The organism is Curtobacterium sp. MCPF17_011 (assembly GCF_003234145.1).
Taxonomy (GTDB): domain Bacteria; phylum Actinomycetota; class Actinomycetes; order Actinomycetales; family Microbacteriaceae; genus Curtobacterium.
Window position 1 is genome coordinate 244085 of sequence record NZ_QKSK01000003.1, and the last position, 13585, is coordinate 257669.

The following is a 13585-nucleotide window of genomic DNA, read 5'->3' on the forward strand; positions in this document are numbered from 1 at the left end:
TACAAACGCTTGCATGCTGACCGTCACCGGTGCCCTCCGCGTCCTCGTCGATCCCCGCACCGAACACGACGGTGACGTGGTCGTCGACGACGGCAGCAGCGTCGCGACCACCCTCGACGCCTCCGGCTGCGTCGTCACCGCCGGACTCGTCAACGCGCACCACCACCTGCTGCAGACCGCCTTCCGGACGCTCCCCGGGACCCGTGGTGTGCCGATGGCGGCCTGGCTCCCCACCATGGCGCAGGCGTACACCGCCGCGGGCCACGACCCCGAGCTCTACGGGGTCGCGGCGTCGGTCGGAGCCGCGGAGGGCCTCCTGTCCGGCGTCACGACCATCGCAGACCACCACCTGAACTGGCCGACCGACGCGAGCCCCGACGGGACCGTCGCGCTCGCCGCAGCGACCGTGGACGCGGTCCGCGGTCTCGGCGGCCGGCTCGTCTTCGTCCGGGGGAGCGCGCGGGACGACCCGTCACGAGCGGCGGGCTCGGCGGACGCGATCGTCCGTGCGCTGCTGCACGAGGACGCCGTCGACGGGACGGACCCGGACGGCCGACTGCAGGTCGCAGTCGGGCCGGCCGGCGTGCACTCCGACGGAGAGGGCACGTTCCGGGCGCTCGGCGAGGTCGCCGCGGAGCACGGCCTCCGTCGACGGACGCAGGCGAACGAACAGGTCGACACGGCGATCGCGCTCGAACGGTACGGCCGACGGCCGCTCGACCTGCTCGAGGAGTGGGGGTGGCTCGCGCCGGACGTCACGATCGCGCACCTCTGCGACGTCACCGACGACGAGATCGAGCGCCTCGCGACCGCCGGTGTCACCGCGACGCACGCGCCGGGGTGCGACGTGCCGATGGGGTGGGGGATCGCGCCGGTCGCCCGGCTCGCCGCCGCGGGTGTGCCGGTCGGCCTCGGCACGAGCGGCGGTGGCAGCAACGACGCCGGACACCTGCTCGCCGACGCTCGGCTCGCGATGCAGGTGTCCGCGCTGGTCGGGCCGCAGCTACCGGCACGCCAGGTGCTCGGGATGGCGACCGAGGGCTCCGCCGTCGGTCTCGGCAGGCCGGAGCTCGGTCACCTCGGCACCGGATCGGCGGGCGACCTCTGCGTGTGGGACGTGTCCGGGGTCGCCGACGCCGGTGTGGCGGACCCGGTCGCGGGCCTCCTGTGGGCGTCACCGGGACGGCGGCCGAAGCACGTCGTCGTCGGTGGGCGCGTGGTGGTGCGGGACGGGAGGCTCGTCACGGCCGACGAGGGCGAGCTGGCGGCCCGGCTGCTGGAGCGTCTGGAGCGTCGCTGAGACGTCGGCGTCTCCGCGAGACGCCGCCTGCTTCGTGAGACGCCGCCGAAGTCTGCGGCGTCTCGGGGACTCGGCGGTGTTTCGACGTGGGGCGGTCTGGGTCAGTGCGCGCGGTTGAGACGCGCTGCGAGTCGACCCAGTGCCCAGTTGACCAGGAAGCCGAGTGCGCCGACGACCGGGATCACGATGACCACGACGGTCCAGACCACCTTCGCCAGCCGGCTCCGGGTTCCGTCGCGCCAGAGGAGCACCAGCGCTCCGATCTCGAGCAGCATGATCACGACCAGCACTGCGAGGTGTGGACCGGTCGCCAGGTTCCCGAACATGCCCGTACCTCCCCTGGGGTGCGTGGTCGCACCCGATCGGGAGTGTAGCGCGACGGCACGGCCGGGACGGGCCTCCAGAGCCAGGGGCTGCTGGTGGGGGGCCAGCGCTCGAGACGCCGTGGAGCTCTCGAGACGCCGCCGAAGAGGGCGGCGCCTCGGAGACTCGGCGGCGTCGTGCGGACTTGGCGGCGCCGTGCGGTGACGGGGCGTCGGAGCGCGCAGCGCAACGCGAGAACGCCGCCCCGGTGTGTCCGGGGCGGCGTTCTCGTCGTGGTGCTGGTGGTGTCTGTCCGGATCGGGTGTTACTTGATCTGGGCGGTGATGGTGGCGGTGCCGACGAGCAGGCCGCCCTTGACGGCGTCGGTCTTGAAGGTGTCGTTGAGCAGCTTCGCGGCGTCGTCGGAGACGTGCACGGTGGTGCCGGTCAGGATCGCGTTGTCACCCTCGAGCTGGAGGGGCTTGAGCGAGCCGCCGTGCAGGGAGAACAGGTACGCGTTCGGTGCTGCGACCTTGCCGTTGACCAGGACGTCGCCGTAGAGCTTGGAGGAGCCGGGGTTGACGACGAAGTTCTCGAGCGTGACGACGGTGTCGCCGGCCGTGAGGGTCAGGCCGGAGTCGTCGTGGTTCAGCAGGCCCTGGACGTAGGGGCGGTACTTGCCGTCCGGGCTCCAGTAGGTGACCGAGCCGGAGGTGATCGGGAAGGACACGGCGCCGTCGGCGAGCTTGGCGTTGCCGGAGACGCCCGGGGTCAGCTTCAGGGAGGTGAGGGCGTCGGTGAAGCCCTTGTCGAGGGCGACGGAGGTGTCGCCGCCGAGGACCTCGGGGACCGAGGCGACCGGTGCGGGGATCTTCGCGGCGGAGCTGGAGGAGACGGTGTGCACGGTCGGGGTCGACGCGTTCGCGGCGGACACACCGAACGCGGCGCCGCCGAGGACGAGGGCTCCGGTCGTGGCGAGGGTGATCGAGGTCTTCAGGGACTTGCGCATGTCTTCATTCCTTTGCTTGTCGCGCTCGGCGCGGTGGGTGACAGCGCGCCGAACACACCCCGCGAAGGGGTGGAGAACCAGCGGTGAGCTGCTGGTGAGCGCTGCGGGTGTTTCCCGGCTTGTGACAGTGGTTCGGGGCCATCCGCGAACTGGTTTGGGTCGGTTTGTCCTCGTTACCGTTCTGTGACAACCGGCCTCCGAGTGGTGGCGGAGCGAACGCGCGAATTCGTCGTCCCGAATCCCTCTGATCAGGTCTTTTCCGGTCGGGAGGTCCGCTGGGGCATGGCAGGATCGTCGAGTTCCGAGACGCCGGTGTCTCCTCCGTCACCTCGAGAGGCACCACCCCCATGTCGTTCTGGGCCCTGTTCCTGATCGCGCTCGGCGTCTCCGCTGACGCCTTCGCCGTCGCACTCGGCAAGGGCCTGCACATGCGGCGGTTCGCCGTCCGCCAGGCCGTGGTGATCGCTCTCGTGTTCGGCCTGTTCCAGGCGGTGATGCCATTGCTCGGGTGGCTCCTCGGAACGACCTTCGCCGGAGCGATCGCCGATTACGACCACTGGGTCGCGTTCGGGCTGCTCGCGCTCGTCGGCGGCAAGATGCTCTGGGAGGCCTTCAGTCGGCACGAGGACACGGCGGAGGACACCGACCGGCTGCGGATCCGCGAACTGCTGGTGCTGGCCATCGCGACGAGCATCGACGCGCTCGCGGTCGGCATCACGCTGGCGTTCCTGCCGGTGTCGATCGGGTGGGCGGTCCTGCTCATCGGCATCACGACGGCGGTGTTGAGCTTCGTCGGGGTAGCCGTCGGACGCCGCGTCGGTGCCCGCTTCGGCAAGCCGGCCGAGATCGCCGGTGGTGTGGTGCTCATCCTCATCGGCGTGCAGATCGTGCTGGAGCACACCGGCGTCCTCGGCTGACGACGAGCAAGGTCTTCACGACATGAGACGGGGGCCCGTCCGGAACCCACCGTGTGTCAGCGGGCGGGTCGGATCCGCGATCGTGTGGCAGCACCGCACGCGCCGGCAGCGTCATCGGTACCCTCATCCGATGCAGGACAGGCTCCCCGAGGTCATCGCGACGACGCCGGATGCCCCCTGGCTACCGCCCGGCGGGGTCGCCGACGTCGTCCTCGGCGGTCCCGTGCTCCGGCCGACGGGGCTGGTCCGCCTGCTCCTGACCGACGGGGAACGCGTGTTCTGTACGCCCCGCGACGGGTCCGGCAAGGCCGACCTGCCGACCGCACGCGTCGATCCGGATGACCTCGACGGTGCGGTCGCGATCGTGGAACTCGCCCGACGCGTGGTCGGCGGATCACAGCCGATCCGTTACGCCGGAGCCGTCCGCAACACCGTTCCGCAAGGGACACCGGGGTACGAGTGGCCGACACCGGTCACGGCGTTCGGGGTGTGGACGACCGACGCGAGACCGGTCGTCCCCGGCGAGTGGCTCGACGGCGGCACCGGGTCGGTGTTGCGGGAGCGGCACTGGTACCCGCTCCTCGCACGTCTCGTCACCGGCAGCTGACGCAGGTCAACGCACCGGCACCGCCCGCCGGTGCACCGGCCCGCTCCCGTCGACGAGCGCCCCGCCCGGAGCGCCCCGGCGGACCGCCACCACCTCGGCCATGATCGACAGCGCCATCTCGGCAGGGGTCTCCGCCCCGATGTCCAGACCGATCGGGGACCGCAGCCGCTCGGTGTCCGGCGTCCCGAGCTCGCGCAGTACTGCCATCCGCCGCTCGTGCGTCGCCCGGGAGCCCATCGCCCCGACGTACCCGGCGCCCCGACGGAGCGCGAGGTCGAGCACCTCGGCGTCGAACCGGTCGTCATGCGTGAGCACGACGACGACGGTGTCCGGTCCGATCGCGGTGTCGGCGAGGACCCGCGGCGGCCACCCGACGACACGTTCCTGCGCCGCCGGGAATCGCTGGTCGGTGAGGAACACCGGCCTCGGGTCGACGACGGTCACCGCGTAGCCGAGCATCGCCGCGGTGTTCGTCACGGCGACGGCGAACTCGACCGCGCCGACGACGATGCACCGCGCCCGGCCGCCCGCGTACTCGGTGAAGACGCGGGTGCGGCAGCCGTCCGACGAGGGCACGACCGTGCCGAGCGAGGCGGCGTCGAGCGACAGACCGAGCGACGTCGGCGTCCCGGCGGCGGCGGTGCGGAGCGCGTCGAGCACGACGGTGTCGGCCGGCAGGACCCGGTGGACGAGGACCTCGACCCGGCCCCCGCACCGCAGGCCGGGTGCCCAGTCCGCAGTCGGTCCGGACGGGTCCTCGAACCCGAAGCGTTCCAGGACCGGGACGCCGGTCGCCAAGACCTCCTCGGCGGTGCCGTACAGCGACCCCTCGACGCATCCACCGGAGATCGTCCCGACGACCTCGCCGCCGGGCAGCACCACCATCGAGGTACCGGTCCCGCTCGGTGCACTGCCCTGGACGTCGACGGCGGTCGCGACGACGACGGGGTCGCCGGCCTCGAGCACGGCCAGGAGGCGCGGTGCCAGTTCGAACATCAGGCACGCCCGGCGTCGGTCGCGTCCGCCAGCAGCGCCCACACCCGGTCGCGGGTCATCGGCAGCCGGTACGGCCGGATGCCGATCGCGTCCCGCACGGCGTTCGCGACCGCCGGGGCGACCGGGTTGTACGGGGCCTCGCTCATCGACTTCGCGCCGAGGGGTCCGAGCGGGTCGTGGGTGTCCGCGAACAGCACCTGGGTCCGCGGCACGTCGGAGATCTTCGGCACCCGGTAGGAACGGAAGGCGTCGGTGGTGACCCGGCCGGCGTCGTCGAGCACGACCTCCTCGTACAGCGTCGACCCGATCGCCTGGGCAGCGCCGCCCTCCACCTGGCCGCGGAGCTGTTCCGGGTTCAGGACGGTGCCCGCGTCGACGGCCTGCACGCTCTGCAGGACGCGGACCTCGCCGGTGGGCCGGTGCACGGCGACCCGGGCCCCGTGAACGGTGAACGCGAGCGAGCGCGGGGTGCCGTCGTGGCTGGCGTGGGCGATCAGCGGGCCCTCGGCGAGGAGTTCCGCGTGGCCCACGAGTTCGGCGCCGACCCGCACCCCCTCGGGTTCGACGACCACCGCCGGACCGAGCACGCCCGACGCGGTCCTCGGCGTCCGGGCCGCGACGAGCGCGAGCGCGCGGGCGGTCAGGTCGTCCCGGAGTGCCTGTGCGGCGGCGTACAGCGCACGACCGGCGACGACGACCCCGGCGGACCCGAACGCCCCGGTGTCGTGTCGGGCGGCGTCGGTGTCGGACTGGTGCACGTCGACCCGGTCTGGCGTCGTGCCGAGCGCGGTGGCGACGAGCTGCGTGTGCACGGTGGTGGTGCCGTTGCCGAACTCCGCCGTGCCGACGCCGATTCGGTACCGTCCGCCGGGCAGCAGCTCGACGGACGTGTGCGCGTGGTGTCCGCGGGGCGGCATGGTCGCGATCGCCGCGAGGGCCATCCCGGTCCCGAACGCCCAGTCCGCGGCATGGTCCAGGCCGGGGCCGCTCAGTTCCGGGCCGTCCATCCGGGGGACCTCGGGGAGCGGTCCGGCCAGGGCGTCCTCGACGAGGTCGAGGCACTGGTCGAGCCCGTAGCTGCCCTCCCACCGCAGGTCGCTCTGCTCGTGCGGGTCGGTGACGACGAGCGGGTCGCCGGGCACCACGACGTTCCGCCGTCGCAGTTCGACCGGGTCGATGCCCAGTTCACGGGCGAGGTCGTCCATGGCCGACTCGATCGCGAACACCACCTGTCCGAGCCCGTACCCGCGGAACGCCCCCGAAGGCAGGTTGTTCGTGTACACCGACTCCGCGTCGACGCGCTTCACCGGGCACCGGTACACCGCGACGGACTCACTGACGGAGTGGAACATGACGCCGATGCCGTGGTTGCCGTACGCCCCGGTGTCCATCGTCTGGTCGACGTGCAGGGCGGTGAGCGTGCCGTCCGCGTCGGCGCCGAGCCGGACCCGGACGCGCATCGGATGCCGGGTGGGGGCGACCGTGAACTCGTCACGTCGGCTGAACTCGAACTGCACGGTGCGGCCGGTCCGCAGTACCGCGAGGGTGACGAGGTCCTCGGTGAGCAGCTCCTGCTTGCCGCCGAACCCGCCGCCCACCCGCTTGGCGACGACGCGTACCCCGGCCGGGTCCAGCGAGAACACGCGGGCGATCTCGTCCCGCACGAGGAACGGGACCTGTGTGGCGGTCCGGAGCACGAGCCTCCCGTCCGGGTCCACCCACCCGCGGGTGGCGTGCGTCTCGAGGGCCGCGTGCGAGACGCGGCCGGTGGTCCAGACGCCGTCGACGGTCGCGGCCGACGCGGACAGTGCGGTCTCGACGTCGCCGGTGCCGCCGTGGAGGCTCGCCACGACGTTCCGGGCGGGCTCGCCGATCCGGTGCTCGGCCGTCGTCTTGTCGCCGTGCAGGAGCGGGGCGCCCGGTCGGCGTGCGGCGTCCGGGTCGTGCACGCTGTCGAGGACCTCGTAGTCGACGTGGACCAGGGCGCACGCCTGCTCGGCGATCCGCACGCTGTCGGCGACGACGGCTGCGACGCGCTGGCCGCGGAACCGCAGGACCCGGTCGAGCACGCGGGTGTCGTCCGGGTCGTCGAGCCGGGACTCGTGGCGGCCGGTGGAGAACAGCACGCCGGGGTCGTCCCGGTACGTCAACACGGCATGGACGCCGGGGAGGGCCTCGGCCGCGACGGTGTCGATCGACCTGATGCGGGCGTGCGGGTGCGGGCTGCCGAGGACGGCGAGGTGCAGGAGCGCCTGGGTCCGCCGGAGCCCGTCGTCCGAGCCGGAGAGCAGGCCGTCGGGCACGTCGAGCGTGTACTCCTCGCTGCCGGAGACGATGCGCCGGGCTGCCGGTGCCGCGACCGAGGTGCCGATCGCCGCACCCGGTGCTGCACAGGTGGTGTTGACGACGCCGTCGAGCGCGTCCTCGATCGCCCGGTACCCGGTGCAGCGGCAGAGGTTGCCCTTCAGCTTCCGGTGCCGGTCGGCCAGGTCGTCCTCGGTCAGCGTCGAGGCGGTGACGACGAAGCCCGCCGTGCAGAAGCCGCACTGGAACCCGGGTGCCTCGGCGAACGCCCGCTGGACGGGGTGCGGGTGCTCCGGGGTGCCGAGACCGGCGGCCGTGGTCACCGTGCTGCCGTCGAGCCGGTGCGCGGGCGTGATGCAGGAGTGCACCGGCACCTGGTCGACGAGGACCGTGCAGGCACCGCAGTCGCCGGCGTCGCAGCCCTTCTTCACCGAGGTCACGCCGTGCTCGCGGAGGAGCGTGCGGAGGACCTGGCCGGGCTGCGGGGTGACGTCCAGCGGGGCGCCGTCCACCTCGAGCCTCATCGTGTACCCGCTCCGGCTGCTCCGGCTGCTTCGGCCCGGAGCTCGTGGGCGAAGACGCTGCTCACCGCCCGTCGCCACCGGGGAGATCCGTGCGGGTCGTCGTACCAGTCCGCGTCGGACCCCAGCACGGTGTCGAGCGCCGCGTCCACCTCGTCGGCCGGTGGGACCACGGGCCAGCGGAACACCACCGGGTGCCGGGTCGCCGCCGTGACGACGAGCACGAAGCCCGCGGCCGACCACCGAGCGGTGACGAGCGAGCCCGACCGACCGTGCGGACTGAGCGACACCCGGCGGAACCCGGTCGTCGCCCGGAGTGCCCGCTCGGGCAGGTCGAACGCCCGGATCACCTCGCCGTGCCGGAGGTCGAGCGTCCGCACCCCGAGCACGAGCCGCTCGACGGGGATCCGGCGCTCCCCGCCGTCGGGCGTCCACACCACCGCGGTCGCGTCGAGTGTCACGAGCAGCGCCGTCATCGCGCCCGCCGGCAGTCCGACCGCCACGTTCCCGCCCACGGTCGCCGCGTTCCACACCTTGAACGAGGCGAGCAGCGCGTTGGCGCACCGGTCCACCAGCGGCCAGGCGGTCCAAGCGGCGTCCGCCTGCACGCGGAGCAGCGCGGCGATCGTGCACGTCGCCGCGATCGTCAGGGTGCCGGGCGTCCGTTCGACGTCCGGCCAGCCGAGGGTCGTCAGGTCGACGAGCCCGGTCAGGCCGGGCTGTTCCTCGGAGAAGAGCCAGGTGCCGCCGCCGAGTGGGCGGTCACCGGGTGCGAAGGCGAGGTCGTCGCGGTGCGACGGTGTCCGCACGGTGCGGACGGAGACGAGGTCCATGGACGGGTCCGATCGGGGCAGGGCGGCAGGGGACGACGAGCGCACCGACTCGTCGGCCGTGCGCGATCATGCCCCGGTTCCATGCCATGTCGCCACGCTAGGGAACCGGTGTTTCAGCGTCGTTACGGGGAAGCAACAGCCGGTGTCGGGCGGTGCACCGGACCCGTGACCTGCTCGACCTCTCCCCGAAACACGCGGGTGCCATCCTCCGGGACATGACCGTTCCACCGCCCGACACCGGCGCCGCGTCGCCCGGACCCGCCGGCGACCCCGGCAGCGTGCTCGCGTTCGACCGGCTCGACGACGACGCTGCCCGGGCACTCGTCACGTCGTGGGCCGCCGTGCCCCGGTGGATCGACGCCGTCCTCGCCGGCCGTCCGTACAGGTCAGCGGACGCCCTCACGGCCGAGGCCGACCGGCTCGCGCGGACCTGGACCGACGACGAGGTGGAGGCCGCCCTCGCCGAACATCCACGGATCGGGGACCGGCCGGTGGGCGACGGGGCCGCGGCAGCAGCCTCCCGGCTGGAGCAGGCCGCCTCGGCGGACCCGGACGCGGACACCGCGGCCGCGCTCCGGGCGGGCAACGCCGCCTACGAGGCGCGCTTCGACCGGGTGTTCCTCATCCGGGCAGCCGGCCGGAGTGCCGACGAGGTGCTCGCCGAACTGCACCGCCGTCTGGACGCCGACGACACCACCGAGCGTGCCGAGGTCGCCGACCAACTGCGGGAGATCGCCCTCCTCCGACTCGACAGGAGCATCCGATGAGCCACCTCAGCACCCATGTGCTCGACACGACGAACGGCTGGCCGGCCGCCGGGGTCGCCGTCTCGTTGACCGACGCCGACGGGGCGCTCGTCGCCTCCGGGCGCACCGACGGCGACGGTCGGATCAGCAGCCTCGGGCCGGATCTGCTCACGCCGGGGGAGTGGACGCTGTCCTTCGCCACCGGCGCGTACTGGGCGGCGCTCGACACCGGGACGTTCCACCCCCGCGTCACCGTGACCATCACCGTGCCCGAGCAGCCGGACGGGCTGACACCGGACGATCCCGCCCCGCACCTGCACGTCCCCCTTCTTCTCAGTCCGTTCGCCTACTCCACCTACCGAGGGAGCTGACCCACCATGACCGACACCAGCACCGCACCCGACACCAGCACCGCCGTGCCCACCACCGTCCACCTCGGCGCCAACCAGTACGGCAAGGCCGAGGTCCGCCTGGTCCGCATCACCCGCGACACCGACCGCCACGAGATCGAGGACCTCACCGTCACGACCCAGCTGCGCGGCACGGCGCTCGTCGACTCGTACACGGACGGCGACAACGCGAAGGTCCTGGCGACCGACAGCCAGAAGAACACGGTCTACGCCTTCGCGCGCGAGCACGGCGTGCACAGCCCCGAGGAGTTCCTGCTCCGCCTCGGCCGGCACTTCACGACCGCGTTCGACTGGTACGACGGGGCGACGCTGTCCGCCGAGCAGCACACCTGGGAGCGCATCGCGGTCGCCGGCCGCGAGCACGACCACGCCTTCGTCCGGGCCGGCGCCGGCACGCGCACCGCCGTCGTGCAGGTCGACGGCGAGGACGTCCACGTGATCGCGGGCGTCACGGACCTGACCGTGCTGAAGTCGACCGGCAGCGAGTTCCACGGCTTCCCCCGCGACGGGTACACGACCCTCGCCGAGACCGACGACCGGATCCTCGCCACCTCCGTGACGGCCCGCTGGCGGTACCTACCGGACGCGGTCGCCGCCGGCATCGACTACGGCGCCGTGCACGCGGGGGTCCTCGCGCGGATGCTCGAGACCTTCGCCGACCTGCACTCGCTCGCGCTGCAGCAGACCCTGTTCGCGATGGGGCGCACCGCGATCGAGGCGTTCCCCGAGATCGCCGAGGTGCGCTTCTCGATGCCGAACAAGCACCACTTCCTGGTCGACCTGGCACCATTCGGCCTCGACAACCCGGGCGAGGTCTTCTTCGCCGCGGACCGCCCCTACGGCCTCATCTCGGGCACGGTCGTCCGGGACGGCGTCGAGGAGGCTCCCGCAGCCTGGCTCGCGGTGCCCGGCTTCGTCTGACGATCCGACGTGACGACCGCCGACACGCGACCGGGCCGGGTGGTCGGCGTCGTCCTCGCGGCCGGCGCCGGCACCCGGATGGGCCGTCCGAAGGCACTGGTGCGTCGACCGGACGGTCGACCATGGGTCGACGTGGCGGTCGCGGCCCTGCTCGACGGCGGCTGCGACGCGGTGGTCGTCGTCCTCGGTGCCGCCAGCCGGGAGGCCCGTGGCCTGGTCCCCGGGCGGCCGGCGGTCCGCACCGTGGTCGCCGCCGACTGGGAACGCGGGCCGTCCGCCTCGCTGCTGACCGGCCTGGTGGCCGCGGCGGAGGACCCGGACGTCACCGCCGTGCTCGTCACGCTCGTGGACCTGCCGGGGCTGCCGGCGGGGGCGGTGCGTCGGGTGCTCGACGACCGCGGTCGCGCGGCTGCGGACCGCGCGTCACTCCGACGGGCGGTGCACGGCGGCCGGCCCGGGCACCCGGTGCTCATCGGGCGCGACCACTGGGACGCGCTCGGGGAGTCCCTCGGCTCGGCAGCCGGGGAAGACCGAGGAGCCGGGCACTGGCTCCGGTCGGCCGGCACGCGGCCGGTGGAGTGCAGCGACCTCTGGGACGGAGCCGACCAGGACCGCGCGGGGGTGGGCGTCACCTGACCCGGACACGACGGGAGGCCCGTGGCGGACTCGCCACGGGCCTCCCGTCATGTGTGGACTACGCGACCGACGCGCGCACCTCGGTGAGGGTCGGGTAGTCGGTGTAGCCCTCGCCGGTCTGGCCGTAGAACAGCTCCGGCCGCGGCTGGTTGAGCTCGGCGTCCTGCTCCCAGCGCTCCGCGAGGTCCGGGTTGGCGATGGCGGGACGGCCGACGGCGATCGCATCGGCCACGTCGCCCTCGATGACGGCGATGGCCTCGTCGCGGTCGGTCATGACGCTGAAGCCCGAGTTGACGACGAACGGCGCTCCCGCGGTGCGGCGGATGCCCTGCACGAGCTCACCGGCCGGCTCGGCGTGCAGGACGTCGATGAAGGCCAGGCCGAGCGGTGCCAGGCCCTCGGCGATCGCCGTGTAGACGGCACGCACATCGGCGGCGTCGTCCTCGATGACGCCCTGGATGCCGTGCTCGGGCGACAGGCGGATGCCGATGCGGTCCGCGCCGACGGCCGCGGCGACGGCGGTGACGACCTCGACGGCGAAGCGGGCACGGTTCTCCGGCGAGCCGCCGTACTGGTCGGTGCGGGTGTTCGAGTGGCGCGACATGAACTGGTGCACCAGGTAGCCGTTCGCACCGTGCACCTCGACGCCGTCGAGCCCGGCTGCGATGGCGTTGCGAGCAGCCTGCACGTGGGCCTGGACGGCCTCGGCGACCTCGTCGGTGGTCAGCGCGTGGGGGACCGGCATCTCGGCCTTCGAACCGTCGGCCAGGTGCGTCTGACCGGGGGCGGCGACGGCGCTCGGGCCGACGATCCGCGGGGTCTGGGAGATCGAGGGGTGCGAGACACGACCACCGTGCATGAGCTGCATGACGATCGTGCCGCCGCGCTCGTGGACGGCGTCGGCGACGCGGCGCCAGCCGGCGATCTGCTCGTCGGTCTCGATGCCGGGCTGTCCAGGGTAGGAGCGGCCCTCCTGCACGGGCCAGGTGCCCTCGGTGATGATCATGCCGAGCGTCGCACGCTGCGCGTAGTGCTCGACGAGCAGATCGTTCGGGACCCCGTGCTCACCGGCGCGGGTGCGGGTGAGCGGGGCCATGACGATGCGGTTGCTGAGTCGGAGGGCGCCGAGCGCGGTGGGTTCGAAGAGCTTCACGTCGGGCGGGAACGTCGAGTGCGTGTTGCACATTCCGACTTCGGCGGAAGGACGGTCAGGGGCGCGGGCACACCAGCGTGGAGGAGCGGACCTGACCCTCGGGGCGGATCACGGTGTGCAGGGACAGCGGCTGGTGGCAGATCGGGCAGCCGCGGTCGATCGTGCGGTCGTCGAGGCCCTCGGGGTGGCCCGCACCGATCTGCGACGGGCCCATCTTGTCGATGAGCGTCGTGTTCCAGCGCCCGTACCAGTCTGCGAAACGTCCCATGACGACCCTTCCGTTCGTGCCCTCATCGTTAGTGTACTCGTCATCCGTGGTCAGGAGTGGTCGACGACCTCGAGCAGTGCCGTCAGCTCGTCCTTCAGCGCCTCGAGCCGGGACACCGGCCAGCCGAGCCGTGCGGCCACCGCGACCGGGACGGCCTCGGCACGGTCACGCAGCGACCGTCCGGCGGTCGTCAGGGACACCGCGAGCTGGCGCTCGTCCTCGGTGCTCCGGCTGCGGCGGACGTAGCCGGAGGCCTCCAGTCGCTTGAGCAGTGGGCTGAGGGTCGCCGACTCGAGCCGGAGTTCGCCGGCGATCTCACGGACCGACCGCGGGTCGCGCTCCCACAGGGCGAGCATCACGAGGTACTGCGGATGGGTGAGACCCAACGGCTCGAGGAACTCCCGGTAGAGCCCGACGACGCTGCGACTCGTGGCCGCGAGGGCGAAGCAGAGCTGCCGGTCGAGCGAGAGCGGATCGGTCTCGGTGGAGCGCATGCGTCCACCGTACCCTTCGTGCACGAAGCGTCGCGGACGGGCTGCGGAACACCGGTGTTCGTCTGTTGCGCCGCGCATCTGCGCGATGTGACCGACGAACACCGGTGTCTTGCCGGGGTGGACGACGGACGGGAGGGCCGGTGCCGGTCTCGTGGACCGGCACCGGC

The 13585-nt window shown here is 72.9% G+C and carries 15 protein-coding genes; 7 read left to right on the forward strand and 8 right to left on the reverse strand.

From position 1 onward, the window contains the following. Window positions 1-13: 13 nt before the first annotated feature. Entirely contained in the window at window positions 14-1300 is a 1287-nt protein-coding gene (locus DEJ25_RS05590; protein ID WP_111044033.1) for an amidohydrolase family protein, read from the forward strand. Window positions 1301-1401: 101 nt separating this feature from the next. Here DEJ25_RS05590 and DEJ25_RS05595 read toward each other — a convergent pair whose 3' ends face one another. Continuing rightward, the gene (locus DEJ25_RS05595; protein WP_111044034.1) at window positions 1402-1626 is read right to left on the reverse strand and encodes a hypothetical protein; all 225 of its coding nucleotides are present in this window, start codon (window positions 1624-1626) and stop codon (window positions 1402-1404) included. A 302-nt stretch (window positions 1627-1928) separates the two neighbouring features. Next, a complete protein-coding gene (locus DEJ25_RS05600) occupies window positions 1929-2612 on the reverse strand; it encodes a hypothetical protein (protein WP_111044035.1) in 684 nt (227 codons plus the stop codon). Window positions 2613-2959: 347 nt separating this feature from the next. Here DEJ25_RS05600 and DEJ25_RS05605 point away from each other — a divergent pair, with 347 nt between their 5' ends. Both DEJ25_RS05605 and DEJ25_RS05610 read left to right on the forward strand, forming a co-directional pair. After that, a complete protein-coding gene (locus DEJ25_RS05605; RefSeq protein ID WP_111044036.1) occupies window positions 2960-3529 on the forward strand; it encodes a manganese efflux pump MntP family protein in 570 nt (189 codons plus the stop codon). A gap of 130 nt (window positions 3530-3659) precedes the next feature. After that, complete coding sequence (locus DEJ25_RS05610; RefSeq protein ID WP_111044037.1) at window positions 3660-4136, forward strand: NUDIX hydrolase; 477 nt, start codon at window positions 3660-3662, stop codon at window positions 4134-4136. A gap of 6 nt (window positions 4137-4142) precedes the next feature. Here DEJ25_RS05610 and DEJ25_RS05615 read toward each other — a convergent pair whose 3' ends face one another. Genes DEJ25_RS05615 through DEJ25_RS05625 form a run of 3 tightly spaced genes read right to left on the reverse strand, consistent with a single transcriptional unit; the run spans window position 4143 to window position 8790 of the window. After that, window positions 4143-5132: an XdhC family protein gene (locus tag DEJ25_RS05615; protein WP_111044105.1), complete on the reverse strand. Its 990-nt coding sequence runs from the start codon at window positions 5130-5132 to the stop codon at window positions 4143-4145. Next, entirely contained in the window at window positions 5132-7960 is a 2829-nt protein-coding gene (locus tag DEJ25_RS05620; RefSeq protein ID WP_111044038.1) for a molybdopterin cofactor-binding domain-containing protein, read from the reverse strand. The genes DEJ25_RS05615 and DEJ25_RS05620 overlap by 1 nt, the downstream gene beginning before the upstream one ends. Further along, complete coding sequence (locus tag DEJ25_RS05625) at window positions 7957-8790, reverse strand: xanthine dehydrogenase family protein subunit M (RefSeq protein ID WP_111044039.1); 834 nt, start codon at window positions 8788-8790, stop codon at window positions 7957-7959. The genes DEJ25_RS05620 and DEJ25_RS05625 overlap by 4 nt, the downstream gene beginning before the upstream one ends. Before the next feature lie 215 nt (window positions 8791-9005). On the opposite strand from DEJ25_RS05625, the gene uraD reads away from it, so the two are divergent. Genes uraD through DEJ25_RS05645 form a run of 4 tightly spaced genes read left to right on the forward strand, consistent with a single transcriptional unit; the run spans window position 9006 to window position 11503 of the window. Beyond that, window positions 9006-9557 carry a 2-oxo-4-hydroxy-4-carboxy-5-ureidoimidazoline decarboxylase gene (gene uraD / locus DEJ25_RS05630; RefSeq protein ID WP_111044106.1) on the forward strand — a complete coding sequence of 184 codons (552 nt, stop codon included), beginning with the start codon at window positions 9006-9008 and terminating at the stop codon, window positions 9555-9557. Further along, entirely contained in the window at window positions 9554-9907 is a 354-nt protein-coding gene (uraH, locus tag DEJ25_RS05635; RefSeq protein WP_110904319.1) for a hydroxyisourate hydrolase, read from the forward strand. Before uraD ends, uraH begins: the two co-directional genes overlap by 4 nt. 6 nt (window positions 9908-9913) lie before the next feature. Continuing rightward, window positions 9914-10867: a factor-independent urate hydroxylase gene (gene pucL, locus DEJ25_RS05640; protein WP_111044040.1), complete on the forward strand. Its 954-nt coding sequence runs from the start codon at window positions 9914-9916 to the stop codon at window positions 10865-10867. Window positions 10868-10876: 9 nt separating this feature from the next. After that, the gene (locus tag DEJ25_RS05645; protein WP_258366428.1) at window positions 10877-11503 is read left to right on the forward strand and encodes an NTP transferase domain-containing protein; all 627 of its coding nucleotides are present in this window, start codon (window positions 10877-10879) and stop codon (window positions 11501-11503) included. A 58-nt stretch (window positions 11504-11561) separates the two neighbouring features. Here DEJ25_RS05645 and DEJ25_RS05650 read toward each other — a convergent pair whose 3' ends face one another. The 3 genes from DEJ25_RS05650 to DEJ25_RS05660 are packed head-to-tail and all read right to left on the reverse strand — an operon-like array spanning window position 11562 to window position 13418. After that, window positions 11562-12656: an alkene reductase gene (locus tag DEJ25_RS05650; RefSeq protein WP_181427354.1), complete on the reverse strand. Its 1095-nt coding sequence runs from the start codon at window positions 12654-12656 to the stop codon at window positions 11562-11564. Between the two features lie 55 nt (window positions 12657-12711). Next, complete coding sequence (locus tag DEJ25_RS05655) at window positions 12712-12924, reverse strand: hypothetical protein (protein WP_110904323.1); 213 nt, start codon at window positions 12922-12924, stop codon at window positions 12712-12714. A gap of 50 nt (window positions 12925-12974) precedes the next feature. Continuing rightward, the gene (locus DEJ25_RS05660) at window positions 12975-13418 is read right to left on the reverse strand and encodes a MarR family winged helix-turn-helix transcriptional regulator (RefSeq protein WP_111044042.1); all 444 of its coding nucleotides are present in this window, start codon (window positions 13416-13418) and stop codon (window positions 12975-12977) included. Window positions 13419-13585 lie beyond the last annotated feature (167 nt).